The 19,111-nt window shown below is 69.4% G+C and carries 13 protein-coding genes; 7 read left to right on the top strand and 6 right to left on the bottom strand.

Going from position 1 to position 19,111, the window contains the following annotated elements:
- Positions 1-150: 150 nt before the first annotated feature.
- Positions 151-2,280, top strand: coding sequence for a primosomal protein N' (locus tag WG898_RS03475; RefSeq protein WP_339601351.1), 2,130 nt, complete (start codon positions 151-153; stop codon positions 2,278-2,280).
- A gap of 86 nt (positions 2,281-2,366) precedes the next feature.
- Here the strand turns inward: WG898_RS03475 and WG898_RS03470 are convergent, their stop codons facing one another.
- The 4 genes from WG898_RS03470 to WG898_RS03455 are packed head-to-tail and all read right to left on the bottom strand — an operon-like array spanning position 2,367 to position 6,500.
- The gene (locus WG898_RS03470) at positions 2,367-2,831 is read right to left on the bottom strand and encodes a DUF2442 domain-containing protein (protein WP_339601350.1); all 465 of its coding nucleotides are present in this window, start codon (positions 2,829-2,831) and stop codon (positions 2,367-2,369) included.
- On the bottom strand, positions 2,828-3,058 hold the full coding sequence (locus tag WG898_RS03465; RefSeq protein WP_339601349.1) for a DUF4160 domain-containing protein: 231 nt from the start codon (positions 3,056-3,058) through the stop codon (positions 2,828-2,830). Before WG898_RS03465 ends, WG898_RS03470 begins: the two co-directional genes overlap by 4 nt.
- Positions 3,059-3,100: 42 nt before the next feature.
- Positions 3,101-5,539 carry an alpha/beta hydrolase family protein gene (locus WG898_RS03460; RefSeq protein ID WP_339601348.1) on the bottom strand — a complete coding sequence of 813 codons (2,439 nt, stop codon included), beginning with the start codon at positions 5,537-5,539 and terminating at the stop codon, positions 3,101-3,103.
- A 16-nt stretch (positions 5,540-5,555) separates the two neighbouring features.
- Positions 5,556-6,500 carry an AEC family transporter gene (locus WG898_RS03455; RefSeq protein ID WP_339601347.1) on the bottom strand — a complete coding sequence of 315 codons (945 nt, stop codon included), beginning with the start codon at positions 6,498-6,500 and terminating at the stop codon, positions 5,556-5,558.
- A 91-nt stretch (positions 6,501-6,591) separates the two neighbouring features.
- Between WG898_RS03455 and WG898_RS03450 the strand changes: the two genes are divergently transcribed.
- Entirely contained in the window at positions 6,592-7,707 is a 1,116-nt protein-coding gene (locus WG898_RS03450) for a serine/threonine-protein kinase (RefSeq protein ID WP_339601346.1), read from the top strand.
- A 5-nt stretch (positions 7,708-7,712) separates the two neighbouring features.
- Here WG898_RS03450 and WG898_RS03445 read toward each other — a convergent pair whose 3' ends face one another.
- Both WG898_RS03445 and WG898_RS03440 read right to left on the bottom strand, forming a co-directional pair.
- Positions 7,713-8,474: a substrate-binding periplasmic protein gene (locus WG898_RS03445; protein ID WP_339601345.1), complete on the bottom strand. Its 762-nt coding sequence runs from the start codon at positions 8,472-8,474 to the stop codon at positions 7,713-7,715.
- Positions 8,475-8,539: 65 nt separating this feature from the next.
- The gene (locus WG898_RS03440; protein ID WP_339601344.1) at positions 8,540-10,063 is read right to left on the bottom strand and encodes an alkaline phosphatase D family protein; all 1,524 of its coding nucleotides are present in this window, start codon (positions 10,061-10,063) and stop codon (positions 8,540-8,542) included.
- Between the two features lie 81 nt (positions 10,064-10,144).
- Between WG898_RS03440 and WG898_RS03435 the strand changes: the two genes are divergently transcribed.
- From WG898_RS03435 to WG898_RS03415, 5 genes are all read left to right on the top strand, one after another.
- Positions 10,145-12,469 carry a VanZ family protein gene (locus tag WG898_RS03435; protein WP_339601343.1) on the top strand — a complete coding sequence of 775 codons (2,325 nt, stop codon included), beginning with the start codon at positions 10,145-10,147 and terminating at the stop codon, positions 12,467-12,469.
- A gap of 84 nt (positions 12,470-12,553) precedes the next feature.
- Positions 12,554-14,614: an ATP-dependent helicase gene (locus WG898_RS03430; protein WP_339601342.1), complete on the top strand. Its 2,061-nt coding sequence runs from the start codon at positions 12,554-12,556 to the stop codon at positions 14,612-14,614.
- Positions 14,615-14,698: 84 nt separating this feature from the next.
- Positions 14,699-16,669, top strand: a complete 1,971-nt coding sequence (locus WG898_RS03425; protein ID WP_339601341.1) for a TonB-dependent receptor plug domain-containing protein — start codon at positions 14,699-14,701, stop codon at positions 16,667-16,669.
- Between the two features lie 3 nt (positions 16,670-16,672).
- Positions 16,673-17,206, top strand: a complete 534-nt coding sequence (locus WG898_RS03420; RefSeq protein ID WP_339601340.1) for a YfiR family protein — start codon at positions 16,673-16,675, stop codon at positions 17,204-17,206.
- A gap of 8 nt (positions 17,207-17,214) precedes the next feature.
- Entirely contained in the window at positions 17,215-19,110 is a 1,896-nt protein-coding gene (locus WG898_RS03415; RefSeq protein ID WP_339601339.1) for a putative bifunctional diguanylate cyclase/phosphodiesterase, read from the top strand.
- Position 19,111: the final 1 nt, after the last annotated feature.

Raw genomic sequence — 19,111 nt, 5'->3', positions numbered from 1 at the left:
GTTTGATTTCAAAGGGGGCGCCCGGCACGGGCCGCTTCAGGGCCGGCAGGCTGTGCGCATGGCGGACGGCCGCGGGCAGAACAAATTGAAACGGTTTCCCACAAAGTTATCCACAGCCTGATGTGGATTCCAGGAAAGCCCCTTTGAATCATGGACTTAAGCGACGTTTCTAATCCGATCTATAGGCTGCGGGTGGCGCTGGACGCGCCCCAGCACAGCGGTATTGGCGCGCCGCTGGACTATCTGAGCGCGCGGGCGCTGCCGCCCGGCAGCCTGGTGCAGGTGCCGCTGGGCAAGCGCGAGCTCACCGGCATCGTCTGGGACCCCTTGCCCGCCAATGCGGATGCCGAGGGTCAGGTCTTGCCGGACGAGGCGTTGCGTCCGATCGGCCAGGCCCTGCAGGAGCTGCCACCGCTGACGCTGAACTGGCGCCGCCTGCTGGACTTCGCCGCCAGCTATTACCAGCGCAGCGTTGGCGAGGTGGCGCTCTCGGTGCTGCCGCCCCAGCTGCGCGAGCTGGACGCCAGGCAGTTGCAGGGCCGCCTCAAGAAGCTGCACAAATGGGTGGCGGCCGAGGCCAGCGCTGAAGAAGCCGCGCCCGTGCAGCGCCCCGCGCTGAGCGAGGCGCAGGCCGAGGTGCTGGCGCAGCTGGACGAGATGCTGCTGGCCGAGCGCGCCGACGCTGACGCGAGCAAACCGGCGCCGGCCCCCGTGCTGCTGCACGGCGTTACCGGCAGCGGCAAGACCGAGGTCTATCTGCGCGCCGCCGAACATGCGCTGAACCGGGGCCGCCAGGTGCTGGTGCTGGTGCCAGAGATCAACCTGACGCCGCAGCTGGAGGCGCGCTTTGCCGAGCGTTTTGCGGGCCATCGCATCGTGTCGCTGCACAGCGGCCTCACGCCTGCGCAGCGCCTGCGCAACTGGCTGGCGGCGCACCTGGGCCAGGCCGAGCTGGTGCTGGGCACGCGGCTGGCGGTGTTTGCCGCGATGCCGCGCCTGGGCCTGATCGTGGTGGACGAGGAGCATGACCCCTCCTACAAGCAGCAGGACGGTGCACGCTATTCAGCGCGCGACCTGGCCATCTACCGCGCGCGCCTGGAGCAGGTGCCGGTGATACTCGGCTCGGCCACGCCCTCGCTGGAGAGCTGGCAGCATGCCAACACCGGACGCTACCAGCGGCTCTCGCTGCCGCAGCGCATCGGCGGCGGCGCCATGCCGCGCCTGCGGATTTATGACATGAACCTGCTGCCGCGCAAGCAGGGCGTTACCACGGCGCTCGCGCAGCCGCTGCTGGCGGCGCTGCGCGAGCGGCTGACGCGTGGCGAACAGAGCCTGATCTTCCTGAACCGGCGCGGCTATGCGCCGGTGCTGCATTGCGGCGAATGCGGCTGGAAAAGCGCATGCCCGCATTGCAGCGCCTACCGCGTCTTCCACAAGGGCGACCGCACGCTGCGCTGCCACCACTGCGGCTTCGGCGAACGCGTGCCGCGCGCCTGCCCCGACTGCGGCAACCAGGACATCGCTCCACTGGGCCAGGGCACCGAGCGCCTGGAGGAGCAGCTGGCCGCGGCCCTGCCCGAGGCGCGCGTGGCCCGCATCGACGCCGATTCCACGCGCCTGAAGGGCGCGCTGGAGGCGCGCTTGAGCGCCGTGCATGCTGGCGAGGTGGACATCCTGGTGGGCACGCAGATGATCACCAAGGGGCACGACTTCCGCCGCATCACCCTGGTGGCGGCGGTGAACCCCGATGCGGCCCTGTTCAGCAGCGATTTCCGCGCCCCCGAGCGCCTCTTCGCCCTCTTGATGCAGGCGGCCGGCCGCGCCGGGCGCGATGCCGAGCAAGCCGCGCGCTCCGAGATGTGGCTGCAGACCTGGCATCCGCAGCATGCGCTCTACCAGGCCCTGCTCAGACACGATTTCGAGGCCTTTGCCAAGAGCCAGCTGGCCGAGCGCGCATCGGCCGGCCTGCCGCCCTATTCGCACCTGGCCCTGTTGCGCGCCGAGGCGCGCACGGTGGAGGCGGCGCAGGGCTTTCTGGAGGCCGCGGCGCGCCATGCCGGCACGCTGCCGGATGCGCAGACCGTGCTGGTCTACCCGCCCGTGCCGATGAGCGTGGCGCGGGTGGCAAATGTGGAGCGCCTGCAGATGCTGGTGGAGTCGCCCACGCGCGGCGCGCTGCAGCGCCTGTTGTGGCAATGGATGCCCGAGCTGCACGCGCTCAAGCGCGAGCACAAGGGGCTGCTGCGCTGGGCGGTGGACGTCGATCCGCTGGCGATTTAGGCCTTGGCAGCCTGACGCACCCGGGCTCGCAGGGCTCGAAGTAGGATGCATCGGCCGGCGCGCTGGGCGTGGAAGTGGTCATGATGTCATGCCGCGCTGAGCAACAGGCCACTCTTCATCGCCTCCTCCCAGCCCAGGCAGGCAAGTGCGACGGTGCGTGGCACCGGCTTGGCGCCGCTGCGGTAGTAGGCCAGCATGCGGCGCGACAGCCCCAAGGCCTCGGCAGCGGCATCCAGGCTCAGCTCGTGCCGGGCCATCCAATTCCAGATGAACTCGTGCGACACGCCACCAGCCTGCTCAATGGCCCGCGCGCGCAGGTTGCTTGCCGCGAGCTCCAGGGCGTCGTCGTTTGCCCAGATGACCGAGGCACCATGCTCGCCGACCTTGGCGGTGCCGAACACCTTGGGATCCTTCAGCCGCTCCAGCGAGGGATGCCGCATGATGGTGTCCACCAGGCTGAGTTCGAACTGTTCGCCGTCCGCGTAGTGCAGCAGCAGCGCGGCGCTGGGCGTGGGCTTGACGCTGAGCAGCGTGAATTGCTTGGGCCTCATGGGTTCAGTTCCTTCCACTTCGCAGCCAGCAGGACCGCGTTCTGGCTGGCCCAGGCCAGCGCCTCCTTCAATGCCGCGCGGTTCACCACGCCCCAGATCACCTGCAGCGTACCCATCTCGACCCAGGCCTCGGCGCCGTCATGGGTCAGTACATGAAAGTGCGGCGGGTTGTGATCGCCAGCGTACATGGTGATCTTGGATTTCGAGAGACGGGCCAAGGTTGGCATGGGTTCATTGTAGTGCAATGATTGCACCAGGGCCGCCGCCCCTCACGGCCCCCTCGGATCCCCCAACCAGGTCTTGAGCCACTGGCTCATCTCCCACTGCACATGGCCCACCGACTCGCGTGCGCTGTAGCCATGCGCCTCGCCGGGCAGCAGCACATAGCGGGTGGTGCCGCCGGTGCCGGCCAGCGCCAGGTAGAGGCGCTCGCTCTGCATGGGCTGGGTGCCGACGTTGTTGTCGGCCTCGCCGTGGATCAGCAGCAGCGGCTCCTTGATCTGCGGCGCATACATGAAGGGCGAGAGCTTCAGGTACAGCTCCTTGGCCTCCCAGAGCGAGCGCCGCTCGCTCTGGAAGCCGAAGGGCGTGAGGGTGCGGTTGTAGGCGCCGCTGCGCGCAATGCCGGCCTTGAAGAGATCGGTGTGGGCGAGCAGATTGGCGGCCATGAAGGCGCCATAGCTGTTGCCGCCCACCGCCATGCGCTTGGGGTCGGAGACGCCCAGTTCCTCGGCCTTGTCGATGATGGCGCGCGCGTTCATGGTGATCTGTTCGATGAAGCCGTCGTTGACGGTCTTCAGGTCGCCGACGATGGGCATGGTGGCGTCATGCAGCACCACAAAGCCGTCCAGCACCAGCAGCAGCGGGCTGCTGCCTGCCACATTGAGGTAGCGGTTCGCCGAGCCGCTCACCTGGCCGGCGATGGCGGCGTCGCTGAATTCCAGCGGGTAGGCCCATACCAGCGTGGGGCGACGCTCGCCCTCCTTGTAGTCGGGCGGCAGGTACATCCAGAAGGACAGTTCCACGCCGTCTGCGCGTTTGAAACTGACCAGTTCGCGCCTGATCTTGCGCAGCTGCGGGGTCGGGTCCTTGCTGCGGGTGAGCGCCTGGGCCGCGCCATAGCCGCTGGCGTTGAGTTCGCGCAGCCAGAGGTTGGGCGCTTCGCTGGGGCTTTCGCGCAGGGTCACGAGATGCTGCGGATCGAGCAGCAGCAAGGGCTGCTCAAAAGGCGACTCGGCCGATTGGAACAGGCGCTGCACGCCACCGTCGCGCAGCGAATAGCGGTCCAGGAAGGGGCGGTCGCCACGCGGCGTGGCGCCCTGGCCCTGCAGCAGGATGTGGTCGCCGCCCTGGGTCTGCACCACCTGGTGGCCGTTGGGCAGGGTGCGCAGCAGCGGCGTGCCGGGGTGGCGGTAGCGCTCGCGCACCGAATGCTCGAACAGCGGCCGGCTCTGCGTGCCGCGCAGCGGCAGCAGATAGCTGCGGGTCCAGGCGCGCTGGCGGTCTTCCTCGGTCAGCAGGGCATGCTGGCCATCGTCCAGAAAGCGCAGCCGCGTGAAGCGGTGCGGCATGCGCTGCACCTCGGTGGGCTCGCCCGTAAAGGGCGGATCCAGGCGCATCACGCGGTCGCGGAAGGCCACGCGCGCATTCGGGTTGCCACCGTCCAGCGCCTCCACCCAGTAGATCGCCGCGTCCTTGTTGGGCGAGGCATAGAACACGCGCGGCCCGGCCTGCACCGCGTCGATGGCGATGCCGTTGCGCATCGGCACCTTGGCGATCTCGCGCAGCACCTTGCCGTCGCGGCTGCGCAGCTCCACCACGGTGGGAAAGTCGTCGTAGCCGAGGGTGTAGCTGAAGGGGCGGGTGATGCGCTCGGTCAGCAGGTACTGGCCCTCGCCCACGCTGCTGATGCTGGTGAACATCGCGGTGGCCGGCAAGTCGCGGCTCTGCAGGCTCCGCAGGTCCACCCAGGTGAGCGTGGCGCGGGCATGGAATTCGAACAGGGCCTCGTCGTGCGGCGACTTCAGCAGATCGGCATAGCTGCGCTCGGGCGAGGCGCGGCCCAGGCTCTCCTGCACCACCGGCGCAGTGGGCACGCGCGGGGCGGCCGGTGGCGTGCCGCGGCGGTCCGGGATGGTGGCCAGCACCAGCTCGTGCGGATTCAGCCAGGCCAGCTCGCCCGGCGCCAGCACCTCGTTGGGGCGCAGGCCCGGCACCTGGCGCAGCCGGCCGCTGGCGGTCTCGCCCACCCAGAGTTCGTTGCCGGTCTCGCCGCGGCGCTCCAGCAGGAAGCGCTGGCCATCGGGGGCCCAGCTGAAGCTGTGGACGAGGCCGCCTGAGGGCAGCTCGACGACCCGCTCGGGCGCCTCCGAGGGCAGCAGCGCGCGCAGGCGCAGGCGTTGGATCTGCGGCGTGCCGGCGGGCACGCCGGTGGCGGCGTCGAAGCGCAGGCCGGCCAGCTTGAGCGTGGGGCGGGCCAGCTCTTCCAGGCTGCTGAAGCGGCGTTGCTCCAGCAGGGCCAGGTGTTGCTTGTCCGGGGAAACCAGATAGCGCGGCAGCGGCGCGGCGTCCAGCAGCTCGCGCACCGCGGGCGAGGGCTGCTGGTAGCCGGTGTGTACCGGCGCCGCGTGCAGGGCGGCGCAGCCGGCCAGCAGCGCCATGCCGGCGAGCAGCGGATGGATGAGACGGGAGAGCGACGACAAGACCATGGCCTGCAAGTGTGCCTCACACCAGCAGCCAGGCCAGGCTGCTGAAGCTGAGGAAGGCCAGCGCAGTGGAGGCCAGGATGATGCGTGCCACACGCCCGTTGTCGGCGCCATAGCGTTCGGCCAGCAGCGCGACATTGCTGGCGCTGGGCAGGGCCGCCGCCAATGTCAGCACGGTCAGCTGGAAGTCCGCCAGCGGCGCGCCCAGCCGGCGCGCGCCCAGGCCCAGCGCAAACACCAGCGCCGGGTGCAGCAGCAGCTTGATCAGTGCCACCGGCAGGAAGCGCTGCCAGGGTGTGCGCGCATGCGCATGCTGGCCGGCGCGCCACAGCACCGCGCCGATCGTGAACAGCGCCACCGGCGTGGCCGCATCGGCCAGCATCCTGATCACCGAGTTCAGCGGGCCCGGCAGTTCCAGGCCGAGCAGGCTGATGCCGGCGCCGAGCGCGATCGACCAGGGCAGCGGGTTGGAGAGCGCGCCGCGCCAAGCCATGCGCAGCGCATCGGCGCCATTGGCGTCGTGCGCGCGCGCCAGCGCGATGCACAGCGAGCTGGTGACGAACAGGTCCGCGAGGATGGTGCAGATCACCGGCCCCGCCGCGGCCGGCCCCAGCAGGGCCACCAGCAGGGGCACGCCCATGAAGCCGGTGTTGGGAAAGGCGGCCACCAGGGCGCCGAAGGCAGCGTCTTTCAGCTGCACCGCCTCCGAAAGGCTGATGGCGATGGTGAAGCCCACCAGCGCCAGGCCCACCAGCAGGTAGACGCCCAGCACCACCGGGTTCAGGAGTTCCAGCAGCGGCGTGCTCTGGCCGAAGCGCAAGAGCAGGCAGGGCAGGGCGAAGAACAGCACGAAGCCGTTCAGCCCGGGGATGGCCGATGCCGCCAGCACGCCGCGCTGCGCCGCCAGATAGCCGCACAGTACCAGGGCGAAGAAGGGCAGGGTGACGGCGAGGACGGCTTGCATGGCAGGCGCCCAGTATCGCAAGCAGGTCTTGAGCGAAGCTGAAAGCGGGGACCGGTGGGAGGGCACGGGCGGCTAATATGCGGGGCTCACCATGAGCGACGACTACCTCAGCGATCCCGAACCCGTCAGCGCCCCGGCACCGGCCGCCGTGCCGCTGCTGCCGGAGGGCGAACGCCTGGGTGTTTGGCGCATCGTCCAGCCCTTGCAGGCCTGCGCCTCCGGTTATTGGTACAGGGCCGAGCATGCGCTGGCGGTCGACGATCACGCGGCCGTGCTGGTGTTCCACCATGCCGACGATGCCAAGGCCGTGCTGCTGCGCTTTGCCGATGGCCAGGGCGATGGCGGCGAGTTCGGCCGGCCCGGCCTGATCGTCACGCTGGATAGCGGCCTCACGCCCGCCGGCCTGCCCTATCTGGTGCTCGCCTGGGTGGAGGGCCAGCCGCTGCTGCCGGCGGCCATGGACCTGCCGCTCAACAAGCGCCTGCAACTGGTGCTGGAACTGTGCGAGCTGCTCGACACCGCGCATCAGCAGGGCATGGTGCTGCGCGAGCTCGACCCCAGCATGCTGTGGCTCACGCCGGCCCAGCATCTCTACCTGATGGGCCAGGGCCTGGTATCGCAGTTCGATGCTGCCGACAACCTGGACGCGCCGTTTTGCAGTGCCGCCAAGCCCTTTGTGGCGCCCGAGCTGAGCGCGGGCATGCCACCCAGCGATGCCAGCGAGGCCTTTGCGGTGGGCATGCTGCTGTGCCTGCTGGTGAACGGCCGCCTGCCGAATCAGGAGACGCAGAACGCCCCGGTGCGCTCGCTCGCCACCTGGCTGTCGCTCACCGGCGCGCAGCGCTACAGCCTGGATGCCCTGTTGCACAAGGCGGTGGCCGAGTCGCTGGCGCAGCGCCACGCGTCGCCGCAGGCGCTGGCCCTCGATATCCAGGCCTGGATGGCCGGCGAGAGCCATTCGGCGCTGGCGCAAACGCCCATGCCCACGCTGGTGCCCGAGGTGCCGGCCATGCCCGCCCAAACGAAGCGTCGTCGCCGCCCGCCGTCAAGGCCCTGGGCCAAATGGGGCATGGTGCTGGCGGCGCTCAGCCTGTGCGCCTCGCTCGCCTGGCTGGTCTACCAGCAGGGGCGTGCCAAGCCCGAGCTGCCTCCTCCGGTGTCCAGCGCCGACGCCGAACGCTGGCGGGATCTGCAGCGCTATCGCTAGGGGCCCTAATCCGGGATCTTCACGCCCCAGCGCTCACCCAGCTCACGCAGGGCGCCGGCGCTGCGCAGGTTGGCGAGGTGGCGGTCGAGCTGATCGCGCAAGGCCTCGCCCTCGGGCGTGTGGGGATAGGCGAAATGGCCGCGCAGTTGCCCGAGCTGCGGGCCCACGCGTACCAGCAAATCGACCCAGCCCTGCGCTTCCAATACCGGTCGGGTATTGCGCTCATTGCTGGCGAGCAGGTCGATGCGGCCCAGCAGCAGCATCTTCAGCCCCGATTCCACATCGAGCGCGGTGCTCAGCCGCAGGCCGGGCCGTGCCTGGTCGAAGGCTTCGCCATAGGCCCAGCCATGCACCAGGCCGATCGAATGGTTGCGCAACTCGGCGAAGTCGCCGTGCCACAAGGGGGGCTGCGACCTGCGTGCGTAGAACACCAGCGCGTCCTCGTAAAAGGCCAGCTGTGAGAAGGCGAACTTGAGTTCGCGCTCGGGGGTGCGGTAGGGCCCCACCAGGATGTCGGCCTGGCCGGCCTGCACCATCGCCTGCGCGCGCGCCCATGGCAGCAGTTCGAAGCGCAGGCTGTGGCCGGCCCTGGCCGCGGCGAGGCTGAGGATGTCGACCCCCAGTCCCTGCACCGGTGCCCCGGCCTCCTGCATGAACAGCCGCGGAAAATGGGTGCCCACCACCAGCAGCTCGCGTGCCAGCACGGGCGCGCACGCCGCCGCGCCAAGCACGGCCGCGACCAGCCAGCTGCAGAGAAGGTTTGGCATGCACAAGCCAGTATGGTGGCGGGGGGCGTGTCGATCATAGTCCCCCGCTACCTCGCGCAGGCTTGCTAGGCCACTTGCGCGCCGGGCCTGCCGGCCTCCACGGCAAAGCGTGCCTGCACGCGCATCGCGCTGGCGGCGTCCCAGGGTTGCAGCACGCTGCGAAGCTCGGCGTCCAGCCGGCGCGGCGTGAGCTCGAACAGCATATAGCCGCGCTCGTCGCTGCGGCCGTGCCTGATATGCGGGTTCTGCGGCAGTGCGCCTTGCACGCGCTCGTTGAGCAGGCCCTGGCTGCTGATCGAGGTGCCGCAGAACTCGCTGGCCAGCACCGGCGCCTTGGGGTCGTCGAAATCCAGCTTCAGGTCGGCCACGTAGTTGGCATGCACGTCGCCGCCCAGCACCACCGGGTTGCGCGCCCCGGCCGCCAGCATGCCTTGCAGCAGGCGCTGGCGCGCTGCCGGGTAGCCGTCCCAGCCATCGGTCCAGTAGCTCGGCTTGGCCGCCGTGCCCCAGTTCATGCGCGCCATCAGGGTCTGCTGGCCCAGCAGATTCCAGGGGCGCTCGGCGTCCCAGCTGCGCGCCAGCCATTGCTCCTGGGCCGCGCCCAGCAGCGTGCGGCCAGGGTCCAGCAGGCGCGGGCAATCCGCCAGCGCCACCGTGTTGGAGCCGCCGCGGCCGGGCTTGGGGCAGGCCTGCGGGTCGCGCCACTGCCTATCGTCCAGGGTGATGAGGCGCGCCAAGCGGCCCCAGTCGAGCTGGCCGTAGAGGCGCAGCTCGCTGTCCTGCGGGCGCAGCGCCTTGGGGAAGGGCTGGTGCTCCCAATAGGCCTTGGTGGCGGCGGCGCGGCGCCGCGCAAAGCCGGGGTCCAGGGTCTGCGACTGGCCGGCGGCATAGTCGTTCTCGATTTCGTGGTCGTCCCAGGTCAGCATCCACGGTGCGCGCGCATGCATGGCCTGCAGCGCCGGGTCGGACTTGTACTGGGCGTAGCGGGCGCGGTAATCGGCCAGCGTCAGGCAGGGCCCGCCGGCGTGGCGGCGCGGTGCATTGCCGATGATGGGGCTGGCGTATTCGTAGATGTAATCGCCCAGGAACAGCACCAGATCCAGCTCCTGGCCGGCCATGTCGCGCCAGGCGGCGTATTCGCCATGGTCCCAGCGCTGGCAGGAGGCGATCGCAAAGCGCAGCGAGGCCACCGCCGCATCGGCCGCCGGCGCGGTGCGCGTGCGCCCCACCGCGCTGCGCGTGCCCAGCGCGTTGAAGCGATACCAATACCAGCGGTCGGGCTTGAGCCCCTGCGGTTCGGCGTGCACGCTGTGCGCATCTTCCGTCAGCGCCAATTCGCTGCCGTGCGCGGCGATGCGGCCGAAGGCCTCGTCCTCGGCCAGCTCCCATTGCACCGGCACGCTGGCCGGCAGATCCGCACCCATCAACCGCGTCCACAGCACCAGCCGGTCCGCGCGCGGGCAACCGGAGGCAATGCCGAGCGCAAAGCGCTGCGACGCCTCGGCCGCGCCGGCATGGCGTATGAACAGCGGCGCGCCGCTGGCGGCAAGGGCGGCGGCAAGGTAGCGGCGGCGGCTGGGGTCGTGCATGAGGAGAAGGGCGACCATGGCAGAGCGAGCGACGCATCATAGGTTCCGTCGGCGCGCCGGCCGGCACCCATAATGCGGCGCGTGACCACACCAGAACACCCGCAACGAGCGCGCACACCGCATCAGCAGTCGCTGCGCCAACGCCGCCGTCTGTTTGGCCTCTACCTGCTGTTTGTGATCTATGGCAGCCTGGTGCCGCTGCACTTTGTCTGGCGCCCGCTGCCGGATGCGCTGCAGGCCTTTGCGGCCGTGCCCTGGCTGGACCTGGGCATAGGTTCGCGCGCCGATTGGGTAGCAAATCTGCTGCTCTTCATCCCGCTCACCCTGCTGGCCGGCCTGAGCCTGGACGGTATACAGATGAGCCTGCGCCTGCGACTGGGCTGGGCCGCCCTGATCTGGCCACTGGCCGTGGCATTGGCGCTACTGATCGAGTTCAGCCAGCTCTATTTTCCCGGCCGCACCGTGTCGCAGAACGACATCCTGGCCGAGGCGCTGGGTGGGCTGCTGGGAGTCGCGCTGTTCGTGCTGCGCGGCCCCTATGCCCAGGCCTGGCTGGAGCTGGTGGAGGGTCTGATGACGCGCCGCTCGCGCATCGGTCGCTTGCTGCAGGCCTATCTGCTGCTGCTGCTGGGCTTTAATCTGCTGCCCCTGGATCTCACCATCAGCCCGGTCGAGCTGTATCACAAGTGGCGCGAGGGCCGGGTCATCCTGCTGCCCTTCTCGGCCCTGCATGGCAGCGCGGTGCAGCAGTTGTATGAGATTACGACCGACGTGCTGGTCTGGGTGCCGGTGGGGATGCTCTGGGCTTGGCGTGATCGCCTCGGCACGCGCGCGGTGGTGGCCAGGGTGTTGCTGGCGGCGGCACTGATCGAATTCCTGCAGCTGTTCGTCTATTCGCGTGTGACCGACAGCGCCGATGTGCTGCTGGCCGGGGTGGGCGGCTGGATCGGTGTGCTGTGCTGTGGTCCGCTGCGGCGCGCCACGCTGCAGCAAGGGGCGATCGGTGCGACGCCGGCGCTCTGGCGGGCCTTGCTGCTGCTCTGGGGGCTGGTGTTGCTGGGCGTGTTCTGGTTCCCGTATGACTTCGAGGCGCAGCGCTTCAACGCCGCGGCGTTGTGGGAGGCTCTGTCACGCCCGCCGCTCGCCAGCTATTACGCCGGCTCGGAGTTCCATGCCACCAACGAGGCCTTGCGCAAGATCGGCTTCTTCATGCCCGCCGGCGTGCTGATGAGTCTGGCCTTTGGGCGGCGGCAGCGCTGGGCCGTACTGTGGTGGCTGCCGCTCGCCTGGGCGCTGCTGATCGAGGGCCTGCAACTGGGGCTGCCCGGCAAGGTGGCCGACCTCACCGACGCGGCGCTGAACCTGGCTGGTGCCTGGTTGGGCTGGCGCATGGGGTGTTGGGTGCTGAGTTCGCCCGAGGCGGCGGGACATGGGCCGATGCCGGCCCCGCCGCCCGCATCGCAGGGCTCGACGCCGCGCCGCCGCGCGCCGTCCGTCATGGCCGAGGGCCTGCCCGATGCTCGCCGCCTGCTGGCCATGCTGCTGGGGCTGACGCTGATCCTGTACCTCGGTCTGCGCCTGCCCGGCCTGCCCTACAACCTGCGCGAGCTGCTGGCCCCGGGCCCGGCGGGCTGGGGCTCGGCACTGGCGCTGTCGGCTTGTATGCTGGGCCTGGCGGTCTGGCCGCAGGCCTTGCTGCTGCCCGGGCAGCGGCGCTGGTTTCTGCGCTTTCCGCTCTTGCTGCCCATGCATGGGCTGCTCTGTTTTGCCATGCTGCGCCTGGCCGTGCCCGAAGAGAGCCTGCATGACATCCTGGGCTCGCCCACGCTGGACTGGCCCTGGGACTGGGAGTTGCTGGGCCGCTATCTGGCACTGCACGCGGTGCTGCTGCTGCAGCTGCTGGGCGCGATGCTGCTGGTGCGGCTCAGCGCCGGCCTGAGCCGCATCGACGATCTGCTGTACTGGCTGGTGATGAGCCTGCTGCTGGCCTGGCCCCTGCACCACATCGTGGTGGACGCGGCCGCCACCGACAATCTGGTGGAGTTGATGGCCGAGGATGGCAGCCTCTGGGCCAGCAGCCTGTTGGCGCTGGGGCTTTGCATGAGCTGCCTGTGCGGCAGCGCGCTGGCCGGTCTGCTGCGCCTGCCGGCGCGGCGCGGCCGCATGCTGCTGTTGCTGCTGCTGGCCGTGCCCGCGGCGGCGGCCTTGTTCTGGTTCGGCACCGAACACCTGATCGTCAAGTACGACAAGGTGTTCTCGGCCTGGCAGTTCCTGCTCAGCAGCGACCGCGAGCACTATGTGCAGGGCGCGCGCCTGTGGCTGCACTTCGGCGTGGCGCTGGCCGCGGTGGGTGGCACGCTGGGCGTGTTGCAGGCGCTCAGCTGGGGGCGCGGCAAGCGCGAATAGCCCCCGCTGTCAGGCTGCTTGGCTATCATGCGCGCCCCTGCTGCCGTTTGGCAGCGGGCCTATTGCTTCTCGCTTCCCTCGCCCATGGCCGAAACCCTCAACCCCGCCCAGCTGGAGGCGGTGCACCATCTGCATGGCCCCTGCCTGGTGGTGGCCGGCGCCGGCTCGGGCAAGACGCGCGTCATCACCACCAAGATCGCGCGCCTGCTGCAGGCCGGTTACCAGGCCAAGAACATCGCCGCCATCACCTTCACCAACAAGGCTGCGCAGGAAATGCGCGAGCGCGCCAAGCAGTTGGTGGGTGCGCGCGCCGCCAAGGATCTGGCCATCTCCACCTTCCACAGCCTGGGCGTGCGGCTCTTGCGCGCCGAGGGCACGCGGGTGGGCCTGAAGGAGCAGTTCTCCATCCTCGACAGCGACGATGTGCTGGGCGTGCTGCGCGATGCCGGTGGCACCACCGACGCCAACCAGGCGCGCTCCTGGCAATGGACCATCTCGCTGTGGAAGAACATGGGCCTGAACGCCGAACAGGCGATGAAGGCCGCCAAGGACGAGAACGAGCGCGTCGCCGCGGTGGTGATGGGCCGCTACCAGGAGCGCCTGGCGGCCTACCAGGCGGTGGACTTCGACGACCTCATCAGCCTGCCGCTCAAGCTGCTGACCGAAGACGCCGAGGCGCGCGGCAAGTGGCAGGATCAGCTGCGCTATGTGCTGGTGGACGAATACCAGGACACCAACGCGGTGCAGTACGACCTGCTCAAACAGCTGGTGGGCGAACGCGCCATGTTCACCGCCGTGGGCGACGACGACCAGAGCATCTACGGCTGGCGCGGCGCCACCATCGAAAACCTCAAGCGCCTGCCGCTGGACTTCCCGCAGCTCAAGGTGATCCCGCTGGAGCAGAACTACCGCTCCACCGGCAACATCCTGCGCGCCGCCAACAACGTCATCGCCGTCAACCCCAAGCTGTTCGAGAAGAAGCTCTGGAGCGAGTTTGGTGACGGCGAGCCGGTGTCGCTCTTGGAAGCCGACGGCGAGGAGCATGAGGCCGAGCGCGCGGTGGCGCGCATCCAGGCGATCCGCGCCAACCTGGGCGCGGCAGTCAAGTTCGCCGACTTCGCCATCCTCTACCGCGCCAACCACCAGGCGCGCATCTTCGAGCAGGCCTTGCGCCGCGCCGAGATCCCCTACAAGGTCAGCGGCGGCCAGAGCTTCTTCGACAAGAGCGAGATCAAGGACCTGTGCGCCTGGCTGCGCCTGCTGGTGAACCAGGACGACGACCCCGCCTTTCTGCGCGCCATCACCACGCCCAAGCGCGGCATCGGCCACCAGACCCTGGGCTCGCTGAGCCAGTTCGCCGGCAAGTGGAAGGTCAGCATGTACGAGGCGCTGTTCTCCGACTCGCTCATCACCGTGCTGAGCAAGAAGGCGATCGGCTCGCTGCACGAGTTTGGCCGCTACATCAACGATCTAGAGTACAAGGCCCGCCATACCGAGGGCGGCGAGGACGCCAAGGCGCTCTTCATGGAGTGGCTCAAGGACATCGGCTACGAGCAGCACCTCTACGACAACGAAGAGAACGAGAAGGCCGCGGCGGCGCGCTGGAACAATGTGCTGGATTTTGTCGACTGGGTCGCCAAGCGCTGCGGCGGCCATATCACCCAGGACGGCGGCAGCACCTTCGAGGAGCCCAAGCAAACCGTGCTGCAGGTGGCGCAGACCATCAGCGTGATCCTCTCGCTGGCCGAGCGCGGCGACGAGCAGGACCAGGTGGTGCTCACCACCCTGCATGCCAGCAAGGGCCTGGAATGGCCGCATGTGTTCCTGGCCGGCGTCAACGAGGGGCTCTTGCCCTTCAAGGCCGACGAGGAGGAGATGACCGCCCAGCGCCTGGAGGAAGAGCGCCGCCTGATGTATGTGGGTATTACACGAGCTCGGACGACGCTGGCCGTCAGTACGCTGCGTCGCCGCAAGAAGAGCCGCGAGCTGGTGATGGGCATCCCCAGCCGCTTCATCGCCGAGATGAAGCTGCACGAAAGTGGCAGCAAGGAAGACCCGCGCGAGAAGCTCAAGCGGCTGCGCGAGAGCTTTGCCGCCAAGGGCGCCGCCAGCAATGCGGCGCAACAGGAACAAAATCGCGGCTGAGCGTGCTCCGCGTGTGACATTCCGTATCGCAGGCCGTAGAGTAGTTGCTCAGCTGCCAAGGGTCCGGTGAGGCCCAACATATCAATGAGACAAGCTCTGCTGGGGCTGCTGCGTTTGGGATCGCTGGCCTTGCTGGCGAACATCGCCCATGCCGCGGCGGACAACGACGAAGCCGCACTCGAAAGCCTGCTGCGCCAGGAGGTGCTCGGACCCTCGCGATTTGCCCAGAGCCTGCTCGATGCGCCGGCCGCGGTGAGCGTGTTCGGGCGCCAGGAGGCGGCGCTGCTGGGCCATGTCACGGTGGCCGAGATGCTGGAGCGCCTGCCCGGCATCTATATGAGCAATACGCGCCAATATTCCAGCGTGGGTGTGCGCGGCTTCAACCGGCCCGGCGATTACAACGCGCGCCTGCTGGTGGCGATCGACGGCTTTCGCGTCAACGATGCGCTCTACGACCAGGCCCTGCCCGAGTTCGAGTTCCCGCTGGTGGCCGACTGGGTCAAACGCGTGGAGCTGGTGCATGGCCCGGGCTCCTCGGTGTACGGCGGCAATGCGCTGTTCGGCGTGGTCAATCTCGTCACCCTGGATGGCGCCGATGCGTCGGGCTGGCGGCTTAAGGGCTCGCTGGGCAGCTTTGGCGAGCGCCGCGCCATGCTGCAGTACGGCAGCGCCGAGCTGGGCGGCGGCGACCTGTTCGTGGGCCTGAATATTCAGCATGCGCGCGGCGAAACCCTGGAGCTGCCCGAGCTGGGCCTGCCTGCCGGCAGTTTGGCCGGCCTGGATGGCCTGTCCTACAGCAGCGCCTTCCTGAAATACCGGCTGGGCGCCTGGCGCGTCTCGGCCGCCAGCATGGTGCGCAGCAAGGCCATCGCCACCGCGCCCTTCGGTACCCTGGCGGGCGCGCCGGGCACCGACTACCGCGACCAATACCTGTACGGCGAGGTCGCCTACGACGACGCCTGGGCGAGCGATTGGCGCCGCAGCCTGCGCCTCGCGCTGGCGCGCAGCGGCTTCCATGGTCGCTATGTCTATGCCGGCGAGAGCGACGACGCGCCGCTGCTCCTCATCAACCGCGACGAGGCGGTGGCGCGCTGGCTGGGACTGGAGGCGCGCGCGCAATGGCGCGGCTGGCTCAACCATGAGCTGGCGCTGGGCCTCGATGCGCGTGTGCTGCGCCATGGCGTGCAGCGCAATTTCGACGAGCAGCCCTTTCGCCTGCTGCTGGACAGCGACGAGCCGCTGCGCAGCCTGGGCCTGTTCGCGCAGGACTCCTGGCATCTTTCCGAGCAATGGCAGCTCACCACCGGGCTGCGCCTGGACCGCGTGCAGGACCGCGCGGCGCAATGGTCGCCGCGCCTGGCCCTGGTCTACCGGCCGCGCCAGGACGAATCCATCAAGCTGATGGCCGGGCGCGCCTTCCGGCCCGCCAATCTGGCCGAGCGCTTTTATGCGGACGAGGTGTCCCAGCAGGCCCACCCCGGCCTGGCGCCGGAAAGGCTCGGCACGCTGGAGCTGGCCTGGGAGCGCGCGCTCAGGCCCGACCTGGCTTTCAGCCTCAACGCCTACCTCACGCGCATGCGCGACATGATCGAGTTCGTGCCGCTGCAGGGCGAAGAGGGCCTGTCGCGCTATGAGAATGTCGCACGCGTGCGCACCCGGGGCCTGGACCTGGGCCTGGAGCAGCGGCATGCCTCGGGCTGGCAGTGGCGCGCCAATCTCTCGCTGGCAGACGCGCGCGACAGCGGGGGCGCGCGGCTCAGCAACTCGCCGCGCTGGCTCTTCAAGGGGCATCTGATCGCCCCGCTGCGGCCCGACTGGACGCTCGCAACCGAGTGGCTGGCGATGGACCGGCGCCTCGGCCGCGGCGCGGTGCCGGCGCTGTACAGCCTCAACGCGGTGCTGCGCTACAGCGGCTGGCGTGGGCAAGACCTGGCCCTGCGGGTGCTCAACGCCACCGACCGCCTCAACTTCGATCCCGCGCCGCCCGACACGCCGTCCACGCGTCTGCCGCGGCCACGGCGTTCGCTGCACCTGGACTGGCAGACGCGCTTCTGAACCATGTGGCCGAGCGCAATACACCTGAGCCCTTGCCAGCTGCTGTGCGCAGGGGCGCTGCTGTGCGCGCAGATGATGGCGACGGCCCAGCCCCAGCCCCCGGACGAGCTGAAGGCGCAGATCGTGTTTCGCAGCCTGCTGTTCGTGGAATGGCCCGCCACCGCGCTGGCGCAGGGCCAGCCCTTGCAGCTGTGCCTGGCGGATGAGGGGCCGCTGGCCACCGCGCTGGAGGGGCTGGCCGGGCGCCGCATCAACGGCCACGCGCTGGAGTTGCGGCGCGTGCGCGGCGAGCAGCTGAGCGGTTGCCATGTCGCGCTGGTGGGTGCGGGCTTCGACGTGCCACGCGCCGCGGTGGCCGACAAGCCGGTGCTGCTGGTCACCGAGGCGCCGGCGATGCTGAACCTGGGCGCGATGCTGAGCCTGCAGATCGAGGACGGCCGCGTGGTCTTCGACATCGGCCTGGAGTCGGCGCGTCGCGCCGGCCTGGAGATCAGCACCAAGTTGCTGCGGCTCGCCCGCTATGTGCGCAAGGCCTGAACCTGACGATGATCATCAACAAGCTCGATCTGCAGAATTTCTTCTACCGCCAGCGCGATGCCATGCTGGCGATCGGCGCGCTGCTGACCTTTGCCCTGCTGCTCACGCTGGCGCAATACCTGGCCCTGGCAGAGCGCTTCCAGGAGGATCTGCAGACCCAGGTCAATCTGGTGGCGCGCACCGCCTCGGCCGCCATGGTGTTCGACAACCGCGACGACGCGGCCGAGATCCTGAGCGCCTTCGACGATGCACCCGAGATCGTCAATGCGGTGCTGTTCCGCCCCGATGGCAGCACGCTGAGCGGCTACCAGCGCGTGCGGCTGGAGCGCGGCTGGCTGGAGCGCATGGCGGGTCAGCAGGAGGTGGTGGCGGCGGTGCAGGCCAACCAGACCAGCGTCGGGCGGCTGGTGGTGCAGGCGCGCCGCGACGGCATCTGGATCGACCTCTTGCGCTTCGTCGGTGTGGCCTCGGGCATGCTGGTGGCGGCGCTGGGCCTGGCCTGGCTGACCGCGCGCCGGCTGCGCGCCGATGTGCGCGAGGCGCAGCGCCGCACCCGCTATCTGGCCCTCAACGACGCCCTCACCGACCTGCCCAACCGCGAGGCCTTCCGGCTCGCGCTGGAGCGCGCGGTGCAGCGCGGCCCACGCCATGGGCAGGGCCTGGCCCTGCTGGTGATCGACCTCGACAACTTCAAGCAGATCAACGACAACGACGGCCATGCCTGCGGCGACCTGGTGCTGCAGACGGTGGCGCAGCGCCTGCGCAGCCTGGCACGCTCGGGCGATACCGTGGCGCGCCTGGCCAGCGACGAGTTCGCGATGCTGATGGAGGCGCCGGTGGACGAGGAGCAGGCACGCCGCATGGCCGGCCAGGTGCTCGCCCTGCTGCCGCAGCCGGTGGGCGATCGCGACAACTGGCTGCGCGTCAGCGCCTCGGTGGGGGTGGCCCTGGTGCCGCGCGATGCCGGCAATGCCGCCGAGGCGATGCAATGCGCCGATGCCGCGATGGTGCATGCCAAGCGCCTCGGCAAGGACGCCTACCAGCTCTACTCGCCCGAGTTCGGCGAGGGCGAGCGCGCGCGCCTGCGCCTGGAGCAGGACCTGCGCGAGGCCTTGCAGGCGGGCGCGCTGGAGCTGGCCTATCAGCCGCTGTTCGATGCCCAGGGCCGGCTCGTGAGCTTCGAGGGCCTGGCGCGCTGGCAGCATTTACAGCGCGGCTGGGTTTCGCCGGCCGAGTTCATCCCGGTGGCCGAGGCCTCGGGCCTGATCGTCGAGCTGGGCCTGCATGCCTTGCGCGTGCTGCGCCGCGATCTCGACGCCATGCATGCCCTGGGCCTGAACTGCCCGCCGGTGGCGATCAATCTCTCCTCGCGCCAATGCCGGCGCGCCCAGCAGCGCGAACGCTTTCTGGCGCTCTTGAACGAGCTGGCCCTGGGGCCGGCCAGCCTGGAGTTCGAGCTCACCGAGTCCTCGGTGTTCGAGGACCTGGACAAGCCCGACTCCATCGTGCTGACCCTGCAGAGCCAGGGTTATGTGCTGGCGATCGACGACTTCGGCACCGGCTATAGCTCGCTGGCCTATCTGCGCCGCATGCGCTGCCGCAAGCTCAAGATCGACCGGCTCTTCGTCAACGGCCTGGCGGGCAGCCCGGATGGGCGCATGCTGGTCGAATCCATCATCCGCGTCGCCCATGCCATGCATATGCTGGTGGTGGCCGAGGGTGTGGAGATGGAGGCCGACCGGCAATGCCTGGTCGAGATGGGCTGCGACCTGTTCCAGGGCTTCGGCCTCTCGCGCCCGCTCAAGCCGGCGCAGCTGCACGAGCTGCTGCGCCGCCATGCCCAGGGCGAGTTGGTGCGGGTGCAGCCCTGGCAGGCCTGGTACGGCGAGCGGCCGCAGGGCTGAA

Origin of the sequence: Paucibacter soli, from assembly GCF_037482845.1 — a bacterium.
GTDB lineage: Bacteria > Pseudomonadota > Gammaproteobacteria > Burkholderiales > Burkholderiaceae_C > Paucibacter_B > Paucibacter_B soli.
This window is presented reverse-complemented; position numbering and strand designations above follow the sequence as displayed.